General features: G+C 46.3%; 22 protein-coding genes, 1 pseudogene and 2 riboswitches. Of the genes and pseudogenes, 3 read left to right on the forward strand and 20 right to left on the reverse strand.

Going from position 1 to position 25,285, the window contains the following annotated elements:
- Positions 1–208: 208 nt before the first annotated feature.
- The 10 genes and pseudogenes from BLA28_RS27825 to BLA28_RS27870 form a co-directional block, all read right to left on the reverse strand.
- The gene (locus BLA28_RS27825) at positions 209–703 is read right to left on the reverse strand and encodes an acyltransferase family protein (RefSeq protein ID WP_069159554.1); all 495 of its coding nucleotides are present in this window, start codon (positions 701–703) and stop codon (positions 209–211) included.
- Positions 703–1,206 carry a glycosyltransferase gene (locus tag BLA28_RS27830; RefSeq protein ID WP_242880666.1) on the reverse strand — a complete coding sequence of 168 codons (504 nt, stop codon included), beginning with the start codon at positions 1,204–1,206 and terminating at the stop codon, positions 703–705. Before BLA28_RS27830 ends, BLA28_RS27825 begins: the two co-directional genes overlap by 1 nt.
- Positions 1,194–1,661, reverse strand: coding sequence for a PssD/Cps14F family polysaccharide biosynthesis glycosyltransferase (gene pssD / locus BLA28_RS27835; RefSeq protein ID WP_069159552.1), 468 nt, complete (start codon positions 1,659–1,661; stop codon positions 1,194–1,196). Before pssD ends, BLA28_RS27830 begins: the two co-directional genes overlap by 13 nt.
- A gap of 18 nt (positions 1,662–1,679) precedes the next feature.
- Positions 1,680–2,918 carry a nucleotide sugar dehydrogenase gene (locus BLA28_RS27840; protein ID WP_069159551.1) on the reverse strand — a complete coding sequence of 413 codons (1,239 nt, stop codon included), beginning with the start codon at positions 2,916–2,918 and terminating at the stop codon, positions 1,680–1,682.
- A 106-nt stretch (positions 2,919–3,024) separates the two neighbouring features.
- Positions 3,025–4,074 carry an NAD-dependent epimerase/dehydratase family protein gene (locus BLA28_RS27845; protein WP_069159550.1) on the reverse strand — a complete coding sequence of 350 codons (1,050 nt, stop codon included), beginning with the start codon at positions 4,072–4,074 and terminating at the stop codon, positions 3,025–3,027.
- Between the two features lie 441 nt (positions 4,075–4,515).
- Positions 4,516–4,878 (reverse strand): annotated as a pseudogene (locus tag BLA28_RS27850) (UDP-glucose 6-dehydrogenase); the annotation flags it as partial.
- 17 nt (positions 4,879–4,895) lie between these two features.
- Positions 4,896–5,693 (reverse strand): hypothetical protein, encoded by a 798-nt coding sequence (locus BLA28_RS27855; RefSeq protein ID WP_069159548.1) that lies wholly within the window; start codon positions 5,691–5,693, stop codon positions 4,896–4,898.
- A gap of 14 nt (positions 5,694–5,707) precedes the next feature.
- Positions 5,708–6,634 carry a CpsD/CapB family tyrosine-protein kinase gene (locus BLA28_RS27860; RefSeq protein ID WP_069159547.1) on the reverse strand — a complete coding sequence of 309 codons (927 nt, stop codon included), beginning with the start codon at positions 6,632–6,634 and terminating at the stop codon, positions 5,708–5,710.
- Between the two features lie 130 nt (positions 6,635–6,764).
- On the reverse strand, positions 6,765–7,502 hold the full coding sequence (locus BLA28_RS27865) for a YveK family protein (protein WP_044971989.1): 738 nt from the start codon (positions 7,500–7,502) through the stop codon (positions 6,765–6,767).
- A 77-nt stretch (positions 7,503–7,579) separates the two neighbouring features.
- Positions 7,580–8,308, reverse strand: a complete 729-nt coding sequence (locus BLA28_RS27870) for a CpsB/CapC family capsule biosynthesis tyrosine phosphatase (RefSeq protein WP_069159546.1) — start codon at positions 8,306–8,308, stop codon at positions 7,580–7,582.
- A gap of 345 nt (positions 8,309–8,653) precedes the next feature.
- Between BLA28_RS27870 and BLA28_RS27875 the strand changes: the two genes are divergently transcribed.
- On the forward strand, positions 8,654–9,004 hold the full coding sequence (locus tag BLA28_RS27875; protein ID WP_009256382.1) for a helix-turn-helix domain-containing protein: 351 nt from the start codon (positions 8,654–8,656) through the stop codon (positions 9,002–9,004).
- A gap of 258 nt (positions 9,005–9,262) precedes the next feature.
- Here the strand turns inward: BLA28_RS27875 and queA are convergent, their stop codons facing one another.
- The 5 genes from queA to pheS all read right to left on the reverse strand — a co-directional run bounded on the left by queA (position 9,263) and on the right by pheS (position 15,610).
- The gene (gene queA, locus BLA28_RS27880; RefSeq protein ID WP_009256383.1) at positions 9,263–10,297 is read right to left on the reverse strand and encodes a tRNA preQ1(34) S-adenosylmethionine ribosyltransferase-isomerase QueA; all 1,035 of its coding nucleotides are present in this window, start codon (positions 10,295–10,297) and stop codon (positions 9,263–9,265) included.
- A gap of 30 nt (positions 10,298–10,327) precedes the next feature.
- Positions 10,328–11,719, reverse strand: coding sequence for an aminopeptidase (locus BLA28_RS27885; RefSeq protein ID WP_069159545.1), 1,392 nt, complete (start codon positions 11,717–11,719; stop codon positions 10,328–10,330).
- Complete coding sequence (locus tag BLA28_RS27890) at positions 11,719–11,991, reverse strand: hypothetical protein (RefSeq protein ID WP_009256385.1); 273 nt, start codon at positions 11,989–11,991, stop codon at positions 11,719–11,721. Before BLA28_RS27890 ends, BLA28_RS27885 begins: the two co-directional genes overlap by 1 nt.
- 130 nt (positions 11,992–12,121) lie before the next feature.
- Positions 12,122–14,542: a phenylalanine--tRNA ligase subunit beta gene (pheT, locus tag BLA28_RS27895; RefSeq protein WP_069159544.1), complete on the reverse strand. Its 2,421-nt coding sequence runs from the start codon at positions 14,540–14,542 to the stop codon at positions 12,122–12,124.
- 48 nt (positions 14,543–14,590) lie between these two features.
- Entirely contained in the window at positions 14,591–15,610 is a 1,020-nt protein-coding gene (pheS, locus tag BLA28_RS27900) for a phenylalanine--tRNA ligase subunit alpha (RefSeq protein ID WP_009256387.1), read from the reverse strand.
- Between the two features lie 586 nt (positions 15,611–16,196).
- Between pheS and BLA28_RS27910 the strand changes: the two genes are divergently transcribed.
- Positions 16,197–17,603 (forward strand): amidophosphoribosyltransferase, encoded by a 1,407-nt coding sequence (locus BLA28_RS27910; protein WP_069159542.1) that lies wholly within the window; start codon positions 16,197–16,199, stop codon positions 17,601–17,603.
- 94 nt (positions 17,604–17,697) lie between these two features.
- Here BLA28_RS27910 and BLA28_RS27915 read toward each other — a convergent pair whose 3' ends face one another.
- Positions 17,698–18,207 carry a CAP domain-containing protein gene (locus tag BLA28_RS27915; protein WP_009251034.1) on the reverse strand — a complete coding sequence of 170 codons (510 nt, stop codon included), beginning with the start codon at positions 18,205–18,207 and terminating at the stop codon, positions 17,698–17,700.
- A 114-nt stretch (positions 18,208–18,321) separates the two neighbouring features.
- Positions 18,322–18,406: riboswitch (cyclic di-GMP riboswitch) on the reverse strand.
- A gap of 103 nt (positions 18,407–18,509) precedes the next feature.
- A riboswitch (cyclic di-GMP riboswitch) is annotated at positions 18,510–18,593 on the reverse strand.
- Between the two features lie 249 nt (positions 18,594–18,842).
- The gene (aroA, locus tag BLA28_RS27920; protein WP_081365675.1) at positions 18,843–20,153 is read right to left on the reverse strand and encodes a 3-phosphoshikimate 1-carboxyvinyltransferase; all 1,311 of its coding nucleotides are present in this window, start codon (positions 20,151–20,153) and stop codon (positions 18,843–18,845) included.
- 128 nt (positions 20,154–20,281) lie between these two features.
- On the opposite strand from aroA, the gene metF reads away from it, so the two are divergent.
- Positions 20,282–21,139 (forward strand): methylenetetrahydrofolate reductase [NAD(P)H], encoded by an 858-nt coding sequence (metF, locus tag BLA28_RS27925; protein ID WP_069159541.1) that lies wholly within the window; start codon positions 20,282–20,284, stop codon positions 21,137–21,139.
- Positions 21,140–21,261: 122 nt separating this feature from the next.
- Here the strand turns inward: metF and bglX are convergent, their stop codons facing one another.
- Genes bglX through plsY form a run of 3 tightly spaced genes read right to left on the reverse strand, consistent with a single transcriptional unit; the run spans position 21,262 to position 25,284 of the window.
- Positions 21,262–23,520, reverse strand: a complete 2,259-nt coding sequence (gene bglX, locus BLA28_RS27930; RefSeq protein ID WP_069159540.1) for a beta-glucosidase BglX — start codon at positions 23,518–23,520, stop codon at positions 21,262–21,264.
- Positions 23,521–23,567: 47 nt separating this feature from the next.
- Complete coding sequence (locus BLA28_RS27935) at positions 23,568–24,581, reverse strand: NAD(P)H-dependent glycerol-3-phosphate dehydrogenase (RefSeq protein WP_069159539.1); 1,014 nt, start codon at positions 24,579–24,581, stop codon at positions 23,568–23,570.
- Between the two features lie 43 nt (positions 24,582–24,624).
- Positions 24,625–25,284 carry a glycerol-3-phosphate 1-O-acyltransferase PlsY gene (gene plsY / locus BLA28_RS27940; protein WP_044971980.1) on the reverse strand — a complete coding sequence of 220 codons (660 nt, stop codon included), beginning with the start codon at positions 25,282–25,284 and terminating at the stop codon, positions 24,625–24,627.
- Position 25,285: the final 1 nt, after the last annotated feature.

Genomic DNA, 25,285 nt, shown 5'->3' on the forward strand with positions numbered 1-25,285 from the left:
TCTGTATTATTAAACGAGACAATATTACCTAAAGCCTAAATTGCTCCAGTTACAATCAGCAGCATCGTCTTACTTATTGACTCTATCTTGTTCAACACATACTCAAGGCAATATGCGCCAAGCACAAAGAATACATAAAACTTCAAAAAATCATTCAAGATACATTCTGAGAACCGGACAGAAGTAAATGCGTTTACGAGTAACGGTCTTATACAATCCCCCCACACGCTGCAATCAAATGACCTGCTTTAAAGGCTCTTGATTTTTCTCCAATCAGAATCTGTATAACCTGCATAATAAGCAAAGCATATATAAACCACATGAAACTTATCGGATATATAGGTATTTCAATCAAATCTTTTAACGAAACAGCACTGTTCGTTACTGATGACATCAGCATTTTCATCAATACCCATAATGCCGGAAATAAAATATAAGGAATCCCATAGCAGACTAATTTACGGAGAATCTTTTTCCCTTTTGCGGTATTATTTTTGCTTTTCTTTAGTGTACATAAATACCCACTTATCAACATGAAAAGTGCCATGTGGAAGCTATATATGAAATGACTTATAAAATTGTAAAATGTATTGGACTCGTATAATCCTGCTTCGTGATACGAGGAAACCACATACCACATTACAACTAAGATAATTGCAATCCCTCTGGCATTATCAATCCAATCAAGTCTTTTCTCTGCCATCACCAATTCTCCTGAATAAACTTATCTATCAAATTTACAATTGCCATCGGGTCTTTATTCTCCCAAGGCACAAGACCATCTGTCCCGTCATAAATCTTCTTGAAGCATTCTCCCAGATTCTCTAATTCCAAATCCGCCATCAATACATAACCGTTACTGCTGAATGCTTCATTGTTCTGAATTTGATGGTCATTGATATGCTCGCCATACTTCTCTAGGCGGGTCACAACAATGACTTTTTTACCGTCATTCAGAGCTTTCATAATAGAACCAGAAGCTCCGTGACTTACGACAATATCAGCCTTTTCAATCTTTTCTGTGAACTCGTCCGGAGGAATAAAATCCTTATACTTATAATGCTTTGGCTTATATGCGGATGTCCCGACCTGTGCGAACATCTCATCCATCAGCGTTCCGTTTTCATATAGCTCATCTAGCTTTTTAAACAAACGGTCGAAGGGGTAGTTCCTTGACCCTACTGTTACGAAGATCAATACAGACACCCCCCGTAAACCGCTTTTTTATAATACTTCTTCTGACTCTCCCACTGGACGATGAACAAATCGGCGTGCTTCTCCATTTTCTTACCAGCCACAGTTGCCATATTAGCTCTGCCAAATGTCTCTATGTACACAATCTTCTTATGGAATAGGACTGCGAGAAGGTAAAAAGGATAGGCTACCATCGTTCCTGTAGTTATCACAAAGTCTGGCCGTTCCTTAATCCAGATACCAACTGTGTAAATACTGTTCCACAGCATTTTTAGAGGCATCAGCTTATCTTTGAGGTCAGTTTGGAGCATGAAATACTTTCCCAGTGGCTCGTCAAACTGTGTTTTTTCAGTTACAAAAAATCCTTCGTACTTCTCCGCCAGCGGATCCAACTTCTGAAGTTGCTCCCAATGCCCACCAGAAGAAGATACAAAACAAAGTCTTGGTTTTCTGTCATGCTTCCTCATTATTGGTAACTACTCTCCTCAATCTCGTCTAAACAAATCTCTTGTATAGACCTTATCCTGCACATCATCCAAACAGTTGTCATACCTATTCGCAATAATCGCCTGTGACTGCTCTTTAAACTTATCTAAATCATTAACGACCTTACTTCCGAAGAAAGAACTGCCTTCTTCGAGAGTTGGTTCGTAAATAATTACCGTAGCTCCCTTTGCTTTGATACGTTTCATAACGCCCTGAATAGAACTCTGACGGAAGTTATCAGAATTGCTCTTCATAGTCAGGCGATAAACACCGACAATGACTTCCCTCTCCTTCGCTTCGCTCCAGCTCTCGTTTGCACTGTACCCACCGGCAATTTCCATAACACGGTCAGCGATGAAATCTTTTCTTGTACGGTTGCTATCTACAATCGCCTGGATTAGATTCTCCGGTACATCCGCATAATTTGCCAACAGCTGCTTAGTGTCCTTCGGCAGACAGTACCCACCGTAACCGAAACTTGGATTGTTATAATGACTACCGATACGAGGATCGAGGCACACACCCTCGATGATCTGCTGTGTGTTCAACCCCTTCATCTCGGCATATGTGTCAAGCTCGTTGAAATAACTCACTCGCAAAGCTAAATATGTGTTTGTAAATAATTTTACAGCTTCAGCTTCTGCGAAGCCCATGATGAGGGTATCTATGTTCTCTTTGATTGCACTTTCCTGAAGCAATCCCGCGAATGTATTCGCCGCTTTGACTAACCTAGCGTTCTCCACATCCGTGCCGACAATGATGCGGGATGGGTAGAGGTTGTCATAAAGAGCCTTGGACTCTCTTAAAAACTCCGGACTGAAAATAATATTGTCGCAGTGGTACTTCTCGCATACCGATGCCGTATATCCGACAGGAATAGTGCTCTTAATAACCATAATCGCGTCAGGGTTGTATTTAATAACCAACTCGATCACGCTCTCAACTGCGCTCGTATCAAAGAAGTTCTTCTTAGAATCGTAATTTGTCGGAGCAGCAATAACCACGAAATCAGCGTTTGTGTATGCCACCTCCGCATCCAATGTGGCCGTCAAATCCAATTCTTTTTCCGTCAGATACTTTTCTATGTACTCGTCCTGAATTTGGCTCTTTCTCTGATTAATCAACTCCACCTTTTCAGGAATGATGTCCACAGCCATTACATGATTATGCTGTGCAAGCAGTGTTGCGATTGAAAGACCAACATATCCAGTTCCAGCTACCGCAATATTTAAACCCATTGTTCTAACTCCTCATATCTTTATTTTCTATAGTAGTCGTGCTACTCTATAACTCGTATAACCTTCCAGAGCTTCATTTTCCACAGAGCATCAGTTCATACAGCCTTCAGTTCATATAAAACTCTTTGTACCACTCAGCGAACTTCCGCAGTCCAGTCCTCAGCGAAGTGCTCGGCTTGTATCCGAAGTCTCTCTCCAAAGCACTTGTGTCTGCATAAGTCACTGGCACATCACCCGGTTGCATCGGGACAAGCTCCTTGTGGCTCTCAAAATCATAAGTCTCCGGAAGCACCCCGGCACGGATCAGTTCCTGCTGAAGGATGTCCACAAAATCCAGAAGATTTTCCGGGCTATTGTTTCCGATGTTGTAGAGTGCATACGGCGGGATTGGCAATCCATCCTCACCTGTGGCTCTGTCTGGAGCCTTCTGCATTACTCTCACAACACCCTCAACAATGTCATCTATGTACGTGAAGTCACGCTTACAGTTTCCATAGTTGAATATTTGGATGGTCTTCCCGGCACGAAGTTTGTCCGTGAATCCAAAGTAGGCCATGTCTGGTCTTCCTGCAGGTCCATACACAGTAAAGAAACGTAAGCCTGTGGTCGGGATGTCATAAAGCTTGCTGTATGCATGAGCCATCAGCTCATTGCTTTTCTTGGTAGTAGCATAGAGCGATACCGGGTTATCCACCTTGTCATCCGTGCTGTAAGGCACCTTTTTATTACTTCCATACACAGAGGATGAAGAAGCGTAAACGAGATGCTCCACCGGATAATTGCGACAGGCCTCCAGAATATGAAAAAAGCCGACCAGGTTTGATTCAACATACGCATCAGGATTTGTGATGGAATACCTCACACCAGCCTGTGCCGCCAGGTTCACAACAATTTCTGGCTTGTACTTTTCAAATACAGATGTGACCAATTCCTTGTCAGCAATATTCTCTTTAATGAATGTAAATGTGGAATAGCCGGACAGCTGTTTTAATCTATATTCCTTGATTGACACATCATAATAGTCGTTCACACTATCGAGCCCGATCACTTTCACGTCTTCCACTTCGTTCAATAAACGCTGTGAAAGGTTTGCTCCGATAAATCCGGCCGCGCCGGTTACCAATATTGTCTTATGCGCTAAATCAATGTTGCTCATTAGTTAGTTCTCCCTCATAAAATTTCTTCTATATAAGTGGCACTGTGATTTTCATAGTTCTATCTACCTTCTACATGGTGAAACTCTCAACTAGGCTTACCCTACGGCAAAAGTTTTCAGTTTTTCTTGCCCTCAACACGGCACATAACTTCCAACAGGTCTACAATACTAAAAAGGGAACATTAACTTTTTTGTTCCCTTATTACAAAAATCCACTACTATCCTCAATCCGCTTTTGTAACACTTCAACAAACTATTGATAACTCCATAATCCTATGTCTACCCTACGTTTCGTTTTTTATAGCCATTGAAACACTCATTCCCATAGGTCTACCCTACGATTCGCCTACCATAGAAATCTCTCCATCACCCTGTCATCACCCGCCAAATTTATGTATTATTTACTGGCGGTGACGCTGGAATTTAAAACTTTTTTGTTGGGTAAACATTGGCAAAGAGTTTCACAGCTTCAGTAAAACCCATGATGAGTGTGTCGATATTCTCTTTAATCGCCCCTTCCTGCAATAACCCTGCGAAAATATTAGCGGCTTTCATGAGCCTTGTGTTCTCCACATCTGTACTGACAATAATTTTGCTCGGATATAGGTTGTCATAAAGGGCTTTGCTCACCCGTAAAAACTCCAGACTGAGGATGATGTTGTCGCAGTGCATCTTCTCTCTGATTGAAGCCGTGTATCCAACCGAGATGGTGGACTTGATGACCATGACCGCATCCGGATTATACTGTATGACCAGCTTAATCACATTTTCAACTGTACTCATGTCAAAGAAATCCTTTTCTGAAATCACACTCCATCCTCTCACTCCTCCACCTTCACCACCAAGTCCCTAACCTCCGACCGATTCCCATCCGAATCCACCGTATACAACGTCACCGGATACTCCCCCGCCGCATTCAAATCCACATGGCCTTCCAACTTCAAATTATTATAAAGCGTATTATAGTCATCCTTATCATCCGACATCGCCGCGATCACCTGCCCCCAATTCGGAGCTGTACCAATTTTCGTACTTATCGTATCCCCGCTCATCACCAGCACCGGATTAGGCCCGGCCTGCGGCTCTTCTCCCTGTTCATCCTGCCTTGCGTCATCTCCGGCATTCTCCCTGTTCGCTTCTGCCTCCTCCTCATTTCCGTCTCTATCTTCTTCTGCATCAGAACTGCTTTCCGTCTCACTCTCTGTCTCAGACTCAGTCATTCCGCTTTCCTCTGTTTCATTTCCCTCTTCCAGCCCTTCTCCCGCAGCAGGCATCACATCTACCCCCTGATTATTCCCCACCGTCGAAAACATCCGTGAAGCCTTCCCAACATTATTGGCACTATCCCGTGCTACATAAGTCACAATCACTTCTTTCCCATTCGTCCCCGCAATTTTTTCCACAAGCAGGCTGTCACTCACGTCCCCGTCCTTATCATCCATAGCGGTTACTCCCTGCAGCAGGAGTTCCTCATCCATCCCCTCTTCATAGCTCGCCAGATTCTCCCCGAACGAAATCACCGGCGCCGTCCTGTCTTTCCCCAGATACAGAAATAAGCATACTGCCAGAAGTACGATATCTATTCCTCCGATTATAAATACCAGCTTTTTTATATCCATCTCCTCGCCTCCCTCTATTTCAGTTCTTCTATCGTTTCTGTATCTTCAACCAGCTGCACCATATCGATATCCAGCTGAATCATATCGTCTTCCGGATACCCGTTTTCCTCCAGCCCCTTCTCTTTCCCGGAGCCCGAACCATTTTTCCCCTCATGGGAACGTTCGCCGGTATCCCCTTTTACCGCCTTTGCGGCCTTTGTCCCTTTCTGAACCACTGCCGCATGTAGTCCGCCTTCATCATCATTTCCGTAATACTTTCCATAATATTTCCCGTAATACTTCCCATAATAAGCGCCATAATACCCTTTACCGCTCATATTCACCTTGTTCAGTATCACGCCCAGGATCCGGCAGTCCACCTTTTCCAGCTGCTCCTTTACCTTCTGGGCAAATTTATAGCTGATAGCCCCGCTCTCAATCACAATAACCGTCCCGTCACAATGCTGGGCGGCCACCGCACCGTCAATGACACTTCCCAAGGGCGGCGTATCCACAATCACATAGTCATATTCTTTCCGCAGATATTCCAGCAGAAGCTCAAACGCATCATTTCCAAGCAATTCACTGGGATTCGGCGGTACCGGCCCGGAAAAAATCACATAGAAGTTGGGAATATTCGTCTTACAGCAAATTTCAGAAATTGACGCCTGTCCGCTCAGATAATGGGATAATCCATACCGTGACGCATTGCTTTTATAGCGTCCCTTCAATACAGATTTACGAAGATCTGCATCCACCAGGATAACCTTTTTCCCGCCTTCCGCAATGGATATGGCAAGTTGGAAGGAAACGCTCGTCTTTCCTTCATTAGGAGTGCTGCTGGTCACAGATATCACTCTTCTGTCCTTGCCGGAAAATTCCAGGTTGGTCCGAAGGGTTTTATAACTTTCTTTGGTTCGAAAATCAAGTTTTTCAATCGCATTAAATGTAACTGTCTGCATGTTTTTTACCTTATTCCTTTATCTGTTGATCCTCTGTCCGTATATTTCGCAGGTTTGTCATTTTTATTTCCATACATGATAACAGCAGAAAAGTAACCGCTCCCCCGGTACTCTTTTCTGCCTCCCCCAACTAGCTTCTTTTCACTTTTTTCTTTTTCTTCTTTGCGTCCGTTTCCCCTTCATTTAAGGGAATCACCGCCAGGGTGGAAAGCTGCAGATATTTCTCCACATCCTCCGGTGTTTTCACGGTATCGTCCATCAAGAAACGTACCAGTACAATCGCAATCATAAGGAAAACACCGAGTACGCCTCCGATCAATGTATTCTTCAGCACACTGGGGCCAGCCTTGTCCATGGGCATATTTGCAGTTTCCGACACATTCACCGCTTGGATATCCATTACGTTCATAATATGTACCGCCGCGGCTTCCCTGATGGCATTGGCAAGCTGCATCGCCATCACCGGATCCGTATCCGTAACGGTAATCGCCAGGATTCGGGTATCCGTAGGTGTTGTTACCGAAACCTTTTTTTTCATTTCATCATAACTGAGATCCAGTCCCATTCCCTGTACCACTTCTTCCAGTACGAAACGGCTCTGAATCAATTCCGCATAATCCTTTGTCAGCTGTGTCCCCAGCTGAATATCTGAATAGGTCACGGCGTTATTTTCCTGTTTATTCAAAATATAAATCTTGGTGGTGGACTCATATTTGGGCACGCCAAAGATCTGGGTAACAAGAAAAGTCCCCAGCGCCACCATAATACCTACCGAAACAATTAATGCCAGATTATGTATCAAAACCAGGCAGATCTCCCATAAATCAATTTCTATCTCATCTGTCTGCCGTATCGTATTTTCTTCCATATAACTGCTTTCTCCTATGTAAATATTCCATTGCATTTTTGACTGCAATGGCCGTCTGTGTTCCTGTCATCCCTGCTTTACAGCAGCTTGTCTTCCAATATATAGCCCGGATTTTCCACCAGCAGCTTTCCTGCCGCTTCTGTACCAAGCTTCTTTTCCAGATATGCAGCGCATTTTTTCATCCGGGGCGCACGGTTTCCGTCGCTGTGGGCATCCGTCGCTGCAAAATCCACCATTTCCATTTTCAAAAGCTTCTTTACTACGTTTTTAACCGCAAGTCCCTGATCTCCGGCTACACTCGATGCATTTACCTGAAAATAACATCCAGTATCCTCCTTCAGCTCCGCAGCCTTGTCCATATCTTTTATTACATTGGTATACCGTTCCACATGAGCCAGGATGGGCCAATATCCAAAAGAAGCTGTCCTGGCAAGAGCATCCCGTATATAGGAGTAGTCTTCGCCCGGCAGGAATTCTATCAGTATGTAATGCGAATCTGCCATGGTTCTTATTTTTCCGGCCTCCAGTAACTCTGCAAGGCCGTGGCGGTAAAAAATTTCGTTTCCCGGATAGAGCTTAACAGGAATTTTTAAATTCTCCGCTTCTTCCTGCAGAATTTGCAGCCTTTTCGTTATCCCATCAGGTGTTACACACCTGCGATCTGCCTTTTGATGAGGGGTGGCAATCATGCCCGAAATTCCCTCAGATGCCGCAATTTCCAGCATTCTCAGCGATTGCTCCATAGAGCCGGCCCCGTCATCCACAAACGGAATTATGTGCGAATGTATATCGATAATTTCATTCATATTTGTAACTGTTTTTGTAATTTGCTTTTTCCCTTTCGTATTATTTTCTTCTTGATTCAGGAAATTTACACATGTACGTTTAAAACTATTATATTATATACGTTTTAAACAGGTGTTGTCAAACCCCATTTTCCAAAATAATTCCTTTACGGGTATTTTTTTTGTTAATATGCCAGATATTTCGAGGTTTTGTTACTGTAGCAATATTTATTTTTTTTTGCTATAATAAAGAAATTATTGTCATATTTGCATATTTATAGATGCATACGGTGACTTTCGTTAAACATCAGCCACAAAAAGGTACCCCGTAACTTAGAACCTGTATACTGTCAGGAGGAACATGCAATGTCTGATACCTACAATAGACTTGCGGCAGGCGAACGGCTACGTTTAAAACGTACCTTACTGGGGATGACACAGGAAGAAATGGCGGAACGGATTGGCCGTGTGCCAAAATACTATGCCGATATTGAACGAGGCAGCTGCGGAATGTCAGTAGAGACATTAATGGCCCTATCCCATTCATTGAACATGTCCCTGGATTATATTATTTTCGGTAATGAGTCCGATAATAATGTCCAGAAGCATCAGGATGAAATAAGTGCCATTCTTGATATACTCGATACTTGCCCGGACAAAAAAAGAGATTATGCACTCAGGCTGCTGAAGCTTTTTATTGCAGCGTGTAATAATTAATCTCAAAAAAAAATTATCTGAATTTTTAGTGTTTAGTTTTACCCCAACATACTACTTATTGATAGTAAACAAGCATTTCAGTCATCTTAGTAAGGAAATCACGTAAGTCTAAAAGTCTGTAAAAGGCAGAGCAGTTTTCTGCTCTGCCTGTCATCAACCAAAATTATTTCCATAATAAATAAAAAAACACAGCCTCCTTTACAGAAAGACTGTGTTCTATCATCACTTATTCTAAACTTTAAAAACTTCAAAACCGCATTATTTAATGAGCATTGCATCTCCAAAGGAAAAAAAACGGTACTTCTCCTTAACCGCCTCTTCATAAGCCGCCAGCACGTGTTCTCTGCCCGCGAGCGCGGATACCAGCATCACCAGAGTGGATTCCGGCAGATGGAAATTGGTTATGAGCGCATCCAGCACCTTAAACCGGTAACCGGGATAAATGAAAATTTCAGTATTGTCACAGCACTCTTCCATGTGTCCGTTTTCATCACAGGCGCTTTCTACGGTCCTGCAGCTGGTAGTTCCCACGCAGACTACTCTGTGTCCGTTCTCTTTGGCTTTATTTATCTTGTCCGCTGCCTCCCGGGTTACCTGATAATACTCGGAGTGCATATGGTGTTCCTTAAGGTTATCCACTTTCACCGGGCGAAAGGTCCCAAGGCCCACATGAAGGGTCACATAGGCTATATCCACGCCCTTCTGTTCCAGCTCCTGCAGAAGCTCTGTGGTAAAATGAAGCCCTGCCGTAGGCGCAGCCGCCGATCCTTCATACTTGGCATATACCGTCTGGTAACGGTTCTTATCCTGGAGCTTATGGGTAATATAAGGCGGCAGAGGCATTTCTCCCAGCTGATCCAGCACTTCCTCCCAGATACCCTGGTATTGAAACTGAATCAGGCGGTTTCCTTCCTCCACAACCTCCAGTACCCGGGCATGAAGCAGTCCGTTGCCGAATACCAGCTTTGTACCGGGCCTTGCTTTTTTACCCGGTTTTACCAGCGTTTCCCAAATATCATTTTCCCTGCGCTTCAGCAGCAGCACCTCCACGGCGCCGCCGGTTTCTTCCCTGATTCCCATCAGCCTGGCAGGTATTACCTTGGTATTATTCAGCACAAGGCAGTCTCCGGGTTCCAGATAATTCCCGATTTCCCGAAACACATGATGAGAAACCTCACCGGTTTCTTTATCCAGAACCATGAGCCTGGAGGACGAACGGTCCTCCAGGGGGTCCTGGGCAATCAGCTCAGGAGGTAAGTCATAATAAAAATCAGATGTTTTTAATTCTTCCATATTCCTTCTTCTTTTCCGAAGTATGGCTGCTTACAGGCCGGCCTTTTTCAGGAAAGCAACATAACCTCTCTTCGTTTCATAGACGTCGGCCTTGCTGGTGGCTTCCCAGGGTGCATGCATGTTAAGTACGGCTACACCGCAGTCAATCACGTTCATACCATATAATGCCATGATATAAGCGATGGTTCCGCCGCCGCCCACATCAACCTTGCCCAGCTCCGCCGTCTGGAATACCACATCCGAGCTGTCCATGATTTCTCTGATATGTGCCATGTATTCCGCATTGGCATCATTAGAGCCTGATTTCCCTCTGACACCGGTAAATTTGTTGAAGACCATACCGTCTCCCATGAACGCGGAATTTTTCTTTTCAAAGCAGGAGGCATAGGAAGGATCATAGCCTGCGCTCACATCAGAGGAAAGCATAGTGGAATTGGACAGACATCTTCTTAAATTCAGTTCACTGTATTCTCCCATAAGCTCCATCAGTTCCGCAGTCATATTTTCAAAGAAACGGGACTGCATACCGGTAGCTCCCACACTTCCAATTTCTTCCTTATCCACAAGGATACAGCATGCCGTACGGTCTGTTACCTCTCCGGCCACTTCCAGAACAGCCCTTGCAGAGGTATACGCGCATACTCGGTCATCCTGTCCGTATGCAAGGATCATGCTTCTGTCAAAGCCTGCTTCCCTCGCTTTGCCTGCCGGAACGATTTCCAGCTCTGCAGAAAGGAAATCCTGTTCTTCAATACCATAGGACTCCTTCAGGATATTCAATACGCCTGCAGTCACCGCGTCTTTATCCTTGTCCTTCACAGGTATGTTGCCGACAATCAGATCAAGGGCCTCTCCCTCAATCACTTTAGACGCTTTCTTTTCCATCTGTTCTCCGGCCAGATGGACCAGCAGGTCTGAAACGAAGAAAACAGGATCGTCTTCATTGTCACCCACATTAATCTCCACTGTGGTACCATCCTTCTTAACTACCACACCATGCAGGGAAAGGGGAATCGCCACCCACTGGTATTTCTTCACCCCGCCGTAATAATGGGTATCCAGATAAGCAATGCTGCTGTCCTCATAAACAGGATTCTGCTTAACATCCAGCCTGGGCGAATCAATATGGGCTCCCAGAATATTCATGCCTTCCTTCATAGGCTTTTTCCCAATCTGGTACATAACCAGGCATTTGTTCATATTGACGGCATAAATCTTATCCCCTGGCTTAATTTTACTTCCGCTTTCCAGTAAAGCGTTCAGTTCTACGTAGCCTTCCTTTTCAATCAGGTTAACAAGGGTGTCCACACACTCTCTTTCTGTCTTTCCTGCATCCAGAAAATCCATATATTCTCTGGCAAAGGCTTCCACTTCCTTCAGCTGTTCCTCTGAATAGCTGTTCCAAACATTTTTCTTTTCCATCAGTCGTTACCTCCGGTTCCCTTTATTTTTGAGCCAAGCACCGGTGCGAGCAGCTGTTTGGCTTTTGGGACCTCATCACTGTGGATACGGAAGATGCAGGCAGATTTTCCCCTTGGTTTCCGAAAAAAGAGCAGGCTGTTCAGCCCCTTCTCTTCCCACTCCACAAAATAGGAGATCCTGTTTTTTAAAAGGATCCGCTCGACCTTTTCTTTTGTTTCCATATCATACACTTTACAAAAATCCACTTCGTGATTTACCGTTCCAATATCCATATCTGCTCCCATCTGCGTGCCATGCACGCATACGATCAAAATCGTACTTAAATCAGGGAGGCTGCATACGGCAGAAGCCGTATGTTAAAACCTCGCCTCTTTTAAAAGGTGCTTCACAAATCTTATTGTACTACTGTCTCAGCTCAATGCCAAGACCCTGAAGGCCATTGAGGATTTTTTTCATTGCCGCACTGACATCGGCATCCTCCAGCGTCCTGTCTTTGGCACGGAAGGTGAGCGTATAAGCCACCGATTTGAAGCCTGCCTGAATCTGGCTTCCCTCATATATATCGAACAGGGAGTAGCTTTCCAGAATCTTTCCGCCTCTCTGGGCAATGACCGCTTCTATCTGGCCTACAAGTATTTCTCTGGGGACTACCATGCTGATATCCCTTGTAACCGCAGGATATTTGGCAATTCCTTCGTATTTTCTGTCAAATGTGGCGAACGGAATGATTTCCGGCATATCCAGCACAGCCACATATGCTTTGGTGCCGATGTCATAATTATCCAGCACTTCAGGATGAACCTCGCCCAGATAACCGATTACTTTTCCGCCATAGGAAATGTTTGCCTGACGGCCGGGATGAAGGAATTTCTTTCCGGCCTTCGGATCATATTCTTTTTTCCCGTTCATTCCGATGCTTTCCAGGAATTCTTCGATAACACCCTTCATGGTGTAGAAATCACCGTCTCCATAGAATCCCAGTGTAAACTGCATCCGCTCTTCCGGAAGCTCTGTTACCGGCACGCTGTGAGGCAGATAAACATTGCCCAGCTCATACAGCTTAACGGCCTTGTTTCTTCTATTATAATTGGTTCCCAGAGAGGTGAGGATGCCGTTCAGGGAAATCGTCCTCATGATGGAAAAATCCTCACCCAGAGGGTTCGCTATCGTAACCGCTTCACGAAGTTTATCCTCTTTATCCAGCAGCAGCCTGTCAAATACCTTCGGGCTTTCGAAGGAATAGCACATACCCTGTGAAAAACCACAGTATTCCGCGATATCCCTTGCTTTTTCTTCTATCCGGAGCTTGAAGGAAAGCTTTCCTGTAGTTGCTTCCCCGTTAGGTAGGGTTGTGGGGATTTTATCATAGCCGTAAAATCTTGCCACTTCCTCCGCCACATCTGCGAAGCCTTCAATATCCTGACGGAAGGAAGGGATAATCAGTTCTTTCTTTGCTTCGTCATATTCAAATTCCAGACGTCCGAAATAATCCAGCATTTCCGCTTCAGGAATCTGTGTACCCAGCAGTGCATTGATACGTTCCGGTTCAAAAGGAATGCGTACTCTTTCCTTCAGAGGCGCGCATACATCCACGATTCCTCCAACCACTTCACCGCAGCCCAGTTCCTGAATCAGCTGGCATGCTCTGTTAATGGCATCCACCGAATTATTGGGATCCAGGCCTTTCTCGAATTTGCCGGAAGCATCGGTACGAAGGCCGATACGCTTCGCGGATTTGCGGATGTTGGTGCCGTTGAAGCAGGCAGCTTCAAACAGGACTGTTTTCACGTCATCTGTGATTTTGGAATTCTCACCGCCCATAATACCGGCTATGCCGACTTCCTTCTCGGCATCACAGATCATTAATACTTCGCTATCCAGCTTTCTTACCTGTCCATCCAGTGTCTGGAATTCATCCCCGTCCTTTGCACGGCGTACGATGATCTGTCTGCCGGCAATGGTATCCAGGTCGTAGGCATGCATGGGCTGTCCATATTCTTCCATGACATAGTTGGTGATATCAACCAGGTTATTAATAGGACGGATACCGCTTGCAGCCAGTCGTCTCTGCATCCATTTGGGTGAAGGGGCAATTTTGATATTGGTGCATACCCTTGCACAATAACGGGGACATAAATCCGGATCCTTTACATCCACCTTTATATAATCATTAACATTTTCCGCATTTTCATGCACTTCCACTACAGGAGGGACAAAAGGCTTACGGAAGGTAACCGCAGCTTCTCTTGCAATGCCCAGGATACTGAAGCAATCAATCCTGTTGTTGGTAATCTCATATTCAAACACCGTATCGCGCAGGCCCAGAGCATCAATAGCATCCGTCCCCACTACAGCATCCTCATCAAAAATATAGATACCGTTTTCCGGCGCTTCCGGATACATTTCCCGGCTGGAGCCCAGTTCTTCGATGGAACACATCATTCCGCAGGAAGGCACTCCTCTCAATTTTCCGGCCTTGATAGTGATTCCATCCTCCGGAAGCGGGCCGCCGTCATGTCCGCCTGCTACCTTTCCGCCGTCAAGCACTACCGGTACCTTATCCCCTTCCTTAACATTGGGGGCTCCGGTAACGATCTGAACGGTTTCCGTTCCCACATTTACCTGACATACAATCAGCTTATCCGCATCCGGGTGCTTTTCAATTTTTTCAATCTGGCCCACAACAATCTTTTCCAGATTCTTATCCAGGGCTTCGAAGCTTTCCACCTTGGTCCCGCTCATTGTCATTGCATCGCAGTATTCCTGATCCGTGCAGGAAAGCTCCGGCACATATGCTTTTATCCATGATATCGTTGTATTCATAATCCCAAACCAGCCTTTCTTATTTCTAAATCTCGACTCTTATTTTTATCAGAACTGCTTCAGGAAACGAATATCGTTTTCATACAGCAGGCGCATATCATCTATCTCATATTTCAGAAGAGCGATTCTCTCCAGGCCGACACCGAATGCAAAGCCGGAGTATTCCTTGGGATCTATGCCGCTCATCTCAAGCACACGGGGATGTACCATACCGCAGCCCAGGATTTCAATCCAGCCTGATCCCTTACAGAAACGGCAGCCCTTTCCTCCGCATTTGAAGCAGCTCACATCCACTTCCGCGCTGGGCTCTGTGAACGGGAAATGATGGGGGCGGAATTTCACCTTTGTTTCTTCCCCGAAAAGCTCTTTTGCGAACTCAGCCAGTGTTCCCTTCAGATCGGCGAAGGTAATGTTTTTATCAATAACAAGGCCTTCTATCTGATGGAAGGAAGGGGAATGGGTGGCATCCACTTCATCGGAACGGAATACACGTCCAGGCGCAAGCATACGGATAGGCAGCTTTCCTTTTTCCATCTCCCGCACCTGAACCGGTGAGGTTTGGGTACGCAGTACGATATCCTCTGAAATATAAAAGGTATCCTGCTCATCCCTGGTAGGATGGTTCTTGGGAATATTTAATGCCTCGAAATTGTAGTAATCGTTCTCAACCTCAGGGCCTTCCACCACTTCGTAGCCCATACCGATAAAAATACGTTCCACCTCTTCTAACGCTATGGTATTAGGATGACGGTGGCCCACCAGATTTTTCTTAGCCGGGAGGGTAACGTCGATAACCTCCTCCTTCATTTTAGCCTCTCTGATGGCGCCTTCCATTTTCTTTTTGGTCACTTCCAGCATGGCTTCGATTTCTGCTCTTGTATCATTAACCATCTGGCCGATTTTAGGGCGTTCTTCTGCCGCCACATTTTTCATGCCCTTCAGCACTTCCGTAAGGGCGCCTTTCTTTCCAAGGGCATTCACCCTGACCTCATTGAGCTTATCAAGGGTTCCTGCGGCTTCCACCTGTTTCCTGACCTCTTCCTTGATTTGTTCCAATCTGTCCTTCATAACAAACTCCTTCCTGTTCTGAACCGCAGTGCGGCTGATAAACTTTGGGGATTCGTACTCTTTTGCGGATTTACAGACACAAAAAAATCCCCAGCATAAATACTAGGGACGAAATAATAATGGAAGTCTCTCTTCCATTTCCGCGGTACCACCCACATTCCTGCTTCCGTTTCCGGCTTATGCCGTTCTGCTTTTGCAGGCTCTCTTACGGCGTAACGTGCCATACGTTCCTTCCTATTATAATATACCGCAGTCAGCCGCTCATATTTTCATAAAGCGCATGTTCTCAGTTAACCTTCAGCAGCATATTACCAATAAACCCTTCAGAAGGACAGCTCCGGCGTGAAAATCAAGCTGCATTTGAACCCGGGGAAGCTTACAGCCGGTGACTTCCTCTCTCTGTTGGAAAATACATCTCTTTATGCGCCATCTTTGCCTTTATATTTATAAAATATATCTGTTACCTATTCTATTGCCTGTTTTCGGAAAAGTCAATAATTTTTTATGTACTTTTAATTTCTATCGTGATATGATTTTAATGTGTCTGCACATTTATCGGACTATCACTATACAAGAGGAGAAAAACATGGGTGGATTTTTTGGAGTAGCATCAAAAGAGGATTGTGTATTTGATCTTTTCTTTGGAACGGATTACCATTCTCATTTGGGAACAAGACGGGCCGGTTTGGCTGTCTATGAAAAGGGACGTGGGTTTGACCGTTCCATCCACAATATTGAAAATGCACCTTTCCGTACCAAATTTGACAAAGAGGTCACGGAAATGAAAGGGAACCTGGGGATCGGCAGTATTTCCGACTACGAACCCCAGCCGTTAATCGTACGTTCCCATCACGGAACTTATTCCATCGCCACAGTGGGCAAAATAAACAATACCGAGGAGATCCTGTCCAATCTTCTTGCATCTTCCCACATTCATTTTCTGGAAATGAGCGGAGGCAGCATCAACGCCACCGAGCTTGTTGCCACCATTATCAATCAAAAGGAAAATATAATCGAAGGGATTCAATACGCTCAGGATCTGATCGAGGGTTCCATGACCATTCTCATCATGACCCCTAAGGGCATCTATGCTGCAAGGGACAGGATGGGCCGTACCCCTGTCGCTATCGGCAAAAAGGACGACGCTTACTGTATATCCTTCGAAAGCTTTGCTTACCTTAACCTCGGATATATCAATGAAAGGGAATTAGGCCCCGGAGAAATCGTAATCGTAACGCCGGAAGGCGTACAAACGCTGGCGGCTCCCGGGAAAGAAATGAAAATATGTACCTTCCTGTGGGTTTATTACGGCTATCCCTCTTCTTCCTACGAAGGAATCAGCGTGGAAAAAATGCGCTACAACTGCGGTGCGTCCATGGCGAAGAGGGACGATGCTTCCCCGGATATCGTGGCAGGCGTTCCTGATTCCGGCACAGCTCATGCCATTGGATATTCCAATACCTCAGGGATTCCGTTTTCCCGCCCTTTTATTAAATATACTCCTACATGGCCCCGTTCCTTTATGCCCACTATCCAAAGCCAGCGGAATCTGATCGCCAAAATGAAGCTTATCCCTGTCCGTGATCTGATTCAGGGCCGCAGCATGCTGCTGATTGATGATTCCATCGTGCGCGGTACCCAGCTTAGGGAAACCACAGAATTCCTTTATCAAAGCGGCGCTCGTGAGGTACATATCCGTCCCGCCTGCCCTCCGCTGCTCTACGGCTGCAAATACCTGAATTTCTCACGCTCCACCTCGGAAATGGATCTGATTACCCGACGGGTTATACAGCAAATGGAAGGCGATCGCAAATATATTAACCTGGATGCTTATTCCAATCCTGAAACACCGGAATTCCAGGCCATGGTATCCCAAATAGGCCAGCAGCTTAATTTTACATCCCTGCGCTATAACCGTCTGGATGATATGATTGATTCTGTAGGAATTGATCGCTGCAAACTTTGTACCTACTGCTGGGACGGAAAAGAATAAAGAAAAAAAGGAAAGCATTTAAAAACCCCAACAGCGGATTAAACTGTTGGGGTTTTTCATTATCATTTTATCCTCCAAAATCAAGGTATTCTTCTTAGTTAGAGAACATATAAGCGGTACAAAGCTTAACACCGGAACCGGTATTGGCTACATATGTATAAATACCAATCTTTGTGTAATTTCCGCTTACCATGTTGCTGTAATGGGAAGGGCTTGCCTTCAGGCTTGCGAATACGCTGTCTGCTGCGTTGTTCTGCTCGGAATCTGAAAATCCGAAGCTTCCGTATGTAATATAGGAAAGATTTTCTCCACGCCATTTGGTTGAGCTAATCATATCTGCTCCGCTTGTTCCGTTAGGACGGGTGTGGCTCCAAACTGTATTGATTTCTTCGCTTCTTACTGCTGCATAGCTGTTTAATTCACTGTCAAGGGTCAGTGCGGGAAGTCCCTGCTCTGCTCTTAAGTTGTTGATGTCTGCCAGAAGTCTTGCATTCATGGTAGAAGTCTGGTCTGCTGCTGCCTTTGCATCCATTTTTGCTGCGGGTGCCATTGCTGTTACGATGATTGTTAATACTGCTAATACGGTGATGATTGCTTTCTTCATTTTCCTTCATCCTTTCAAATCGTGTCGATTGAAAAATGATGGAAAACTACTCAGGCTTTTCAGTTATTTAAAAGTAGTGACAGTCTTATGACTATCGATACAGTACCGTGTGGTACCGGCAGCTGGCTGCCATCCTTTTTAAGGGGAAGGCCCTGTAGCTTTGCGTCCTTACTTTTCAATAAGTTTGCCGAATGTAGTTTTCACGCCTTTTTCAAGTTCAAAGGCCTGACAAGTAAAAAAAATAGTCTTGTGTCATAAGGCGACCAAGGCTACTTTGCAAATACATACGTTTTTACTATGTATCAGGCAACTGGCTGCCATCCTCTTTGAGGGAAGGCCCTGTAGCTTTGCGTCCTTGCTTTTCAGCAAGTTTGCCAAGTGTTAAATTAAATAATATGATGGTTAGTGATGTATGATGATTTCTTTGATAGTTATATAATACACGACATCTATGAAAAAATCAAGTACTTTTTCCTATTTTTTCATAGATTGTAACTATTTTCATAACAGCCTGGACGAATTTACGTATTTACTGTGCAGTTTATACGAATATTCAGCGAAAACAGGTCTCAGATCCGTTCCTGCGCGCCGGACCTGAAACCGAAGCAGTTCAGAAAGCCGAACTGTAAGCTGTTTTAGGAAAGCAGTTCTTCCACCGCATGATCCAAAACCTGGAAGTAATCTTCGAATGTTTTACGGCAGCAGCCCGGATCCTTGATTATGATGCCTTCCGCTCTTAGTCCGATGAGGGAAAAGCCCATCGCCATCCTGTGATCCTCATAGGTTTCCACACATCCCGGAGCCGGCTTCCCCGGCCGGATAAGAATACTGTCCTCCGCTGTCATGCATGATATTCCCAGTCTGCCAAGTTCCGCGGCAATCGCCCCCATCCGGTCACTTTCCTGATAACGGATATGCCCTATCCCGGTTATTTTTACCGGAGCATCCGCAAAAGGGGCTATGGCCGCAAGGGTAATCGCCTGATCCGAACAGGCGTGCATATCCGCTTCTACACCATGTATCCGTCCATTTTCCGGCCCCTTCATCCAAATGCCCTCTTCCCTTTCCTGAAGCCGGCATCCCATTTTTTCCAAAATACGCAGGAACTGTACATCTCCCTGCAGGGAAGCAAAATGTACTCCGGGCACTAAAACTTCCGTTCCCAGAACGGCCGCCATAGCATAAAAGTAACAGGCCGCCGAGACATCCGGCTCAATGGCATAATCCTGATGCCGGTAAACCTGTCCCGTACTGATATGGAAACAATCGGTTCCCTTTCTTTGTACAAATACTCCGAACTGCCCCATCATGCGCAGAGTCATATCAATATAAGCCATACCATGCGTCCCTTTTACATGAATATCCAGGCTTCTGTCCCCGCAGCAGGCCGCGATCAGCAGCGCGCTCAGGAACTGGCTGCTGTGTTCGATATCCACGGAAATCTCCTGCTTTCCGTTTTCCCCCGGATACAGGGTAAAAGGGAAATGGCCTTCTTTTTCCCCATATTCCACCCGGGTTCCCAGCTCCTGAAGTGACTGCAGCAGGGGCAGCATGGGCCTGCGCTTCATCTGCTCCGAGGAATCCAGATGCCAGACGCCCGTCTTCAGCCCCAGCAGCGCCGTCAGGAAACGGGCTGCCGTACCTGCACTCCCCACATAAACAGAAGCTTCCTTCACCGGCAGCCTGCCTCCGAGTCCCCCTACCCGGATAAGGGCTTTCTCTTCCTCCGCTTTTATATCGATTCCCAAATCTGCGATGCACTGCTGCAGATAACGGGAATCATCACTGAATAAGGCTCCCGTCAGAGTACAGGGGCCATCCGCCAGCATGGACAGAAGAAGCGCCCTGTTCGTGATGCTTTTAGAGCCGGGAACCCATACCTTAATTTTCCTGTCCTGTCCTGTTTTCCCATAAATATGTGGTACATAATAACTTCTGCTTTCCATTATATACGTCCTCCATATGCCTGTTCACAGACAATCATTCCTTGAATTTCACTCAATAACATGTTACGATACTATCTGTTACGAGTCAAATCTTATATCGTAAAATTAAATCGAACGAGGAAAAACAAATGATAAAAGATCTCTTTGCCGAAAAAAAGCAATTACTTTCCTTTGAGGTTTTTCCGCCCAAAAAGGAAGACGAATTCGCCAATGCCTTTGCCGTGCTGGATTCCCTTGCCGGCCTTCAGCCCGATTTCATCAGTGTTACCTACGGCGCCGGTGGCAGTAAATCTAAAAAAACCGTGGAAATTGCCTCCTATATACAAAACCAGCTTCATATCATGGCACTGGCTCACATGACCTGCGTGGGCTCCAAAAAAGAAGATATTGATGCGGTAACCGCCCAGCTGAAAGAAGTTCATGTAAATCATGTGCTGGCCCTTCGGGGAGACAGGCCTTCTTATATGAGCGATGAACAGTTTGACAGCCGTCATTTTTCCCATGCTGCAGATTTAATTACCTATCTGAAAGGGGAAACGGATCTGCATATCGCCGGGGCCTGCTATCCGGAGAAGCATTATGAAGCCGCCGATTTGGAAAGTGATCTTCTTCATTTAAAGGAAAAATGTGATGCAGGTGCCGAGTTCCTAATCACGCAGCTGTTTTTTGATAATGAAGCTTTCTATAAATTCCTGGAAAAAAGCAGGAATGCCGGAATCACGCTTCCCGTCTGTGCCGGAATCATGCCCATTACTTCCGCCAAACAGCTGGGAACCACGGTTTCCCTGTCCGGCTCAGCCGTTCCCAAACAGCTGGCGGATATCATTGCCACCTATGGTGATGATCCTGCGGATATGAGAAAGGCCGGCATTGATTATGCCATCCGTCAGATTTTGGATCTGAAAGCGCATCATGCGGATGGTATCCACATTTATACAATGAATAAGCCTAAGGTGGCACAGGAAATCGTATCCGCCATCCAATAGACCAATCCGATATATAAGGGCTCCGCTCTGCGGGCCATCCTTTTGTTTCATAAAAAAATCCCCGCCTTTCCTGCTTGAAAGGACGGGGATTTTATATATACACTTTTCTTACAGCCTTCCGATCATTCCAGAATAAATTCTGCCTGCATCTCACAGCCGCTGTGGGGAGCAACCATCACCTGGAACTTACCTGCCTCCGAACGATATTCCATATCTTTTCCATAAAAACGCAGCATGTCTTCTGTAATAACAAATTCCACAGTCTTTGTCTCCCCTGCCTCCAGAGAAACCAGCTGTACGCCTTTCAGCTCCTTCACCGGACGCACCACGCTGCCGGCCACATCACGGATATACAGCTGTACCGCTTCCACGCCCGCCATATCACCAGTATTGGTAATATCCGCTTTTACGGTCAGAGGGCTTTCCCTGTGCATAATATGGCTGCTCAGAGTAACCGGGCTGTATTCCGCCCTGTGATAGGAAAGACCATATCCATAAGGATATAATGGCTCGTTATCACAATCTGTATAACGGGAGAAAAAGCGGTTCGGCGTTGTCCCGTCATAGGGTCTTCCCGTCCGGAAATGATTATAGTACAAAGGCATCTGTCCCACCCTGCGGGGCATACTCATGGACAGCCTTCCGGAAGGATTCTCTTTTCCAAACAGAACATCGGCGATCGCATGCCCTCCTTCGGTCCCCGGGAACCAAACTTCAAGCAGGGCATCCGATAACCTGCCAACCTCATCCAGAACAAGCGGACGTCCGCCAAACAGCACAACAACTACTTTCGCCGCCTTTTCCCGGACTCTGCGGAGAAGCTCAAGCTGATCGCCGGGCAAATCCAGGCAGGTACGGCTTCCGCCCTCTCCACCCTGCGCCACGGCTTCTCCCAGGGCCAATACTGCTATATCGGCCTGCTGCGCAAGCTTTTCGGCCCTTTCCATTTCCTGCTGACGTTTTTCTGTACTCCATGCTTCCATTCCCATCTGTTCCATCATAAACGGAAGGTCACGGTAATCCTTCTCCAGCAAGGTTTCACAGCCGGGAGCGCTCGTCACGTTTTCTTTTCCGACTGCTTCTTCCAATGCCGCCTTTAAGGTAACGACATTCTCTTTGTTTCCATGAATGGCCCACATACCCAGGGCATCCTGGTTATCCGCATAAGGCCCTATGACAGCAATCCTGCCGCCATTTTTTAATGGAAGGGTTTTCTCCTGAGCATAAGTGCCGCCCGCAGAACGCGGCATCCCTTGTTTATTTTCCAGCAGAACCATGGTTTTCACTGCCGCTTCTCTGGCCAGCCTGCGGTTTTCTTCACAGAGGAAAAGACGGGCTTCTTCCGCTTCATCGGCTCCGCGGTAAGGATCTTCAAATAAGCCCAGCTTATTCTTCAGCCTGAGGATACGCATTACCGCCTTATCCAGCATGCCTTCATCAATTTTGCCTTCCTTCAGGAGTTCCTCCAGGTAATTGGCATAACAGCCGGTACACATGTCAATATCCACACCGGCTTCCATAGCCAGGCGGGCCGCTTCCTTCTGATCCTCTGCCGCTCCGTGAAGCACCAGCTCAGCTATAGCCGCATAATCGGTGATTACCACGCCGTCAAAGCCCCACTCCTCCCGGAGAACATCGTTCATCAGCCACTTATTTCCTGTCGAAGGGATTCCGTCCACAGTATTAAAGGAAGTCATGATCATTTCACAGCCTGCATCCACACCGGCTTTATAGGAAGGAAGATATTCCTGGCGCAGCCTGCGCTCAGACATGTCCACCGTGTTATAATCTCTGCCGCCCTCCGGCGCGCCATAGGCGGCAAAATGCTTCACACAGGAGGCCATGCCCGCCGGCTTCGCTTCTCCAAGGCCCTTCTGGAAGCCTTTTACCATAGCCGCGGCATAAAGGCTGTTCATATAAGGATCTTCCCCTGTGGACTCCAGACACCGCCCCCATCTTGCATCCCTTACCAGATCCACCATGGGCGAAAAGGTAACATGGGCTCCAGCCGCCACACTTTCTTCCGAGGTCACTTCACACAGCCTTTCCAGAAGCTGCGGATCGAAGGAGCATCCCAGGGCCAGCGGAATAGGAAATACCGTTCGGAAACCATAAATAATGTCCGCCATGAACAGCAGGGGGATTTTATGTCTGCTCCGTTCCAGATAGGCCTTCTGTACCGCCCTGACCCGCTGCGCTCCCACCACATTAAGGGTGGAACCCACATTACGGGCCAGTTCTTCACTGAGCCCCAAATCCTCCCTGACACCCAGCTCCTGTCCCTCCGCATTCAGTACCTCGCCAGGCACCTGCACCAGCTGTCCGATTTTTTCCGTCAAAGATAAGGAATCCAACAATTCCTGAAGCTTATTCTCCTGCATTTCTTATCATTCCCTCCCTAAAACAGGGTGAAAGCCATATTCTGTTTTCACGCCCACATGGTATCGTCCGAAATTTCTATTTTTTTATCCCGAAGCATCAGATCGCTCACAGCCTGTGCCGCAGGCTTCCCGTGGAACAGCACTTCATTGACCTGCTCAATAATAGGAAGCTGTACCTGATATTTTTCTGCAAGAGCCATGGCAGCTTTGGCAGAATAAACGCCCTCCACCACCATCTTCACTTCTTTCATGGCCTCTTCCATCGTACAGCCCTGCCCGATAAGGATTCCGGCCCTGCGGTTTCTGGAATGCATGCTGGCGCAGGTAACGATTAAATCCCCGATTCCGGATAAGCCGCAGAAGGTTTCAAAATGGCCTCCCATCTGGATTCCCAGGCGGGCGATTTCCGTAATTCCGCGGGTAATAAGCGCCGCCTTCGTATTATCTCCGTAGCCCAGACCGTCGGCGATTCCTGCCGCAAGCGCCACCACATTTTTCAGTGCCGCGCCGATTTCAATTCCCAGTACATCAGGGCTTGCATACACACGGAACACTTCATTCATAAAAATATTCTGAATATATTCCGCTGTTTTCTTATTCCTTGCTCCCGCCACAATGACGGTGGGCAGCCCCTTGCCTACTTCTTCCGCGTGGGAAGGGCCGGAAAGTACGGCGACCTCAGCCTGGGGCACTTCTTCTTCAATGATCTGGGAAAGCGTCATCAGGGAGTTTTCTTCGATTCCTTTGGCAACATTGACAATAATCTGCCCTTTGTCCACAACGCTTTTCAGCTGAGCCGCCGTGCTTCTTGTAAAGGGCGAAGGTACTGCGAGCACCAGCAGATCCTTTCCTTCCACCGCAGCCTTTAAATCTGTGGTAAAAACAGTATCCTCCGAAAGGATTACGCAGGGAAGCTTATCCTTCTGCTCCCTTTTCTCCCGCAGCATCTCAATTTCCGTCTCAAGTGCGGACCATACCGTCACATGATGCCCGTTATTTGTAAGAAGCCAGGTGAGCGCTGTTCCCCAGCTGCCCGCTCCTATCATTCCTATTTCAGCCATTACCGATCCCTTCCGCCTGTCGCCAGACTCTGCTTTTTATCTTTCATTCTTTCACTGCTTCTTTATTCTTTTTGAACAGATAGGTTTTTCTCTCATTTCCATGAAGCAGCCGTTTGATATTTTCTCTATGCTTCCAATACGCCATAACGGTGAGAAATGCGCCGACTATGTAAAGCTCAATGAGAGCCGCCTGGCTCATTCCGAAAATACCCATCTGGCCCAATACTACCAGTTCAATCATGAATCCCGCATAAACGAGAAGGGAGCCCAGAGATACATAATGAGTGGTGAGGAACGCACCGAAAAACAAAACCACGCCTACAGGTATAAAATAAGGATGGAAAGAAAGGATAAGACCGGCTGTTGCCGCAATTCCCTTTCCTCCTTTGAAATTAAGATAAAAAGGAAAATTGTGGCCCAGGATTGCACCGGCTCCCGCATACAGCATATACAGATATTTCATATCCGGATGGCTGTTTCCAAACAGAAGCCTTACAACAAGCACCGCCAGGATACACTTAATAACATCCCCTCCAAAAACAATCAGTCCCGCCTTAGTGCCCAGTACACGAAGAGCGTTCGTGGTACCGGCATTTCCGCTTCCGTAATTACGGATATCGATGCCATGCATCTTTCCATAAAGAAATGAAGTCTGAAACAGGCCAAAAACATAGCCTATCAAAAGGCAAACTACTCGAATCATC

Origin of the sequence: Eisenbergiella tayi, from assembly GCF_001881565.1 — a bacterium.
In the GTDB taxonomy this organism is placed as follows: domain Bacteria; phylum Bacillota; class Clostridia; order Lachnospirales; family Lachnospiraceae; genus Eisenbergiella; species Eisenbergiella tayi.

Bases quoted from the DNA above. Each gene is read 5' to 3' on its own strand.
- BLA28_RS27825 (WP_069159554.1), bottom strand. From the start codon at position 703: ATGGCAGAGAAAAGACTTGATTGGATTGATAATGCCAGAGGGATTGCA.
- pssD (WP_069159552.1), bottom strand. From the start codon at position 1,661: ATGAGGAAGCATGACAGAAAACCAAGACTTTGTTTTGTATCTTCTTCT.
- BLA28_RS27840 (WP_069159551.1), bottom strand. From the start codon at position 2,918: ATGGGTTTAAATATTGCGGTAGCTGGAACTGGATATGTTGGTCTTTCA.
- BLA28_RS27845 (WP_069159550.1), bottom strand. From the start codon at position 4,074: ATGAGCAACATTGATTTAGCGCATAAGACAATATTGGTAACCGGCGCG.
- BLA28_RS27855 (WP_069159548.1), bottom strand. From the start codon at position 5,693: ATGGATATAAAAAAGCTGGTATTTATAATCGGAGGAATAGATATCGTA.
- BLA28_RS27860 (WP_069159547.1), bottom strand. From the start codon at position 6,634: ATGCAGACAGTTACATTTAATGCGATTGAAAAACTTGATTTTCGAACC.
- BLA28_RS27865 (WP_044971989.1), bottom strand. From the start codon at position 7,502: ATGGAAGAAAATACGATACGGCAGACAGATGAGATAGAAATTGATTTA.
- BLA28_RS27870 (WP_069159546.1), bottom strand. From the start codon at position 8,308: ATGAATGAAATTATCGATATACATTCGCACATAATTCCGTTTGTGGAT.
- BLA28_RS27875 (WP_009256382.1), top strand. From the start codon at position 8,654: ATGTCTGATACCTACAATAGACTTGCGGCAGGCGAACGGCTACGTTTA.
- queA (WP_009256383.1), bottom strand. From the start codon at position 10,297: ATGGAAGAATTAAAAACATCTGATTTTTATTATGACTTACCTCCTGAG.
- BLA28_RS27885 (WP_069159545.1), bottom strand. From the start codon at position 11,719: ATGGAAAAGAAAAATGTTTGGAACAGCTATTCAGAGGAACAGCTGAAG.
- BLA28_RS27890 (WP_009256385.1), bottom strand. From the start codon at position 11,991: ATGGATATTGGAACGGTAAATCACGAAGTGGATTTTTGTAAAGTGTAT.
- pheT (WP_069159544.1), bottom strand. From the start codon at position 14,542: ATGAATACAACGATATCATGGATAAAAGCATATGTGCCGGAGCTTTCC.
- pheS (WP_009256387.1), bottom strand. From the start codon at position 15,610: ATGAAGGACAGATTGGAACAAATCAAGGAAGAGGTCAGGAAACAGGTG.
- BLA28_RS27910 (WP_069159542.1), top strand. From the start codon at position 16,197: ATGGGTGGATTTTTTGGAGTAGCATCAAAAGAGGATTGTGTATTTGAT.
- BLA28_RS27915 (WP_009251034.1), bottom strand. From the start codon at position 18,207: ATGAAGAAAGCAATCATCACCGTATTAGCAGTATTAACAATCATCGTA.
- aroA (WP_081365675.1), bottom strand. From the start codon at position 20,153: ATGGAAAGCAGAAGTTATTATGTACCACATATTTATGGGAAAACAGGA.
- metF (WP_069159541.1), top strand. From the start codon at position 20,282: ATGATAAAAGATCTCTTTGCCGAAAAAAAGCAATTACTTTCCTTTGAG.
- bglX (WP_069159540.1), bottom strand. From the start codon at position 23,520: ATGCAGGAGAATAAGCTTCAGGAATTGTTGGATTCCTTATCTTTGACG.
- BLA28_RS27935 (WP_069159539.1), bottom strand. From the start codon at position 24,581: ATGGCTGAAATAGGAATGATAGGAGCGGGCAGCTGGGGAACAGCGCTC.
- plsY (WP_044971980.1), bottom strand. From the start codon at position 25,284: ATGATTCGAGTAGTTTGCCTTTTGATAGGCTATGTTTTTGGCCTGTTT.